Below are 839 nucleotides of genomic sequence, written 5' to 3' on the forward strand. Positions count from 1 at the left end.
TCACTTGCCAATCACTCCCAATAACTTTAAACTCCTCGTTGGACCAACAACGTTCGACAGGAGGCTATTAGGAGATGTTAGCAGTGACTGAAATTAATTATATCAGATATGAAGCCAATCAAAAAGGTGAATCCTACGCAGATATAGGACGACGCATGAAGATTGATCCACGTACAGTTAGCAAGTATGCCAATCAGGAAGAATTCAAGTCCAAAAAGAAGCAAACCCGCCGTTCACCGGTAATGGATCCAGTCAAGCCTATCATTGAGAAGTGGATCAATGAAGACCTTAAGAAGAAAAAGAAGAACCACCGCACAGCCAAGCGCATGTACACACAGCTAGTAAAAAATCATAGTTTCACAGGTTCATATAGAAGTGTGCGTGACTATGTTTCAAAAAAAAAGAAAGAATTGAAAGCGTATGTGGAAGAGGCAGCTCTCCCTCTTGAATCTATACCTGGGACTGCCCAAGTAGATTTTGGGGAAGCACCATTCATCTATCAATCGAAAGTGATTGACCTTCCCTATTTAGTGATGTCATTCCCATACAGCAATACCTTTTATTTTCAGGTTTTTCCTTCGGAAAATACAGAGTGTTTACTCGAAGGTCTTCAACGTATGTTTCACTATATGGGAGGCGTGCCACATACCATACGGTTTGATAACCTTTCGCCAGCTGTAAAGAAAATAGGGGCTAAGGGGGAGCGCGAGCTCACCAATACATTTGAACGGTTCGTGTTACATTATGGCTTCAACTATGAGTTTTGTAATCCAGGGAAAGGAAATGAAAAAGGGCATGTGGAAGCCATGGTGAAATATGTGCGAAATAATTTTCTGTTG

1 protein-coding gene is annotated in these 839 nt (G+C 41.4%); it reads left to right on the forward strand.

All coding sequences use genetic code 11. The features are described from left to right. Window positions 1-74: 74 nt before the first annotated feature. Window positions 75-839 (forward strand): IS21 family transposase (gene istA, locus ACFOGI_RS16760; protein ID WP_390275119.1); only part of this gene is annotated, 765 nt, incomplete at its 3' end.

Origin of the sequence: Virgibacillus xinjiangensis (genome assembly GCF_042643145.1) — a bacterium.
Lineage (GTDB): Bacteria > Bacillota > Bacilli > Bacillales > Amphibacillaceae > Virgibacillus_O > Virgibacillus_O xinjiangensis.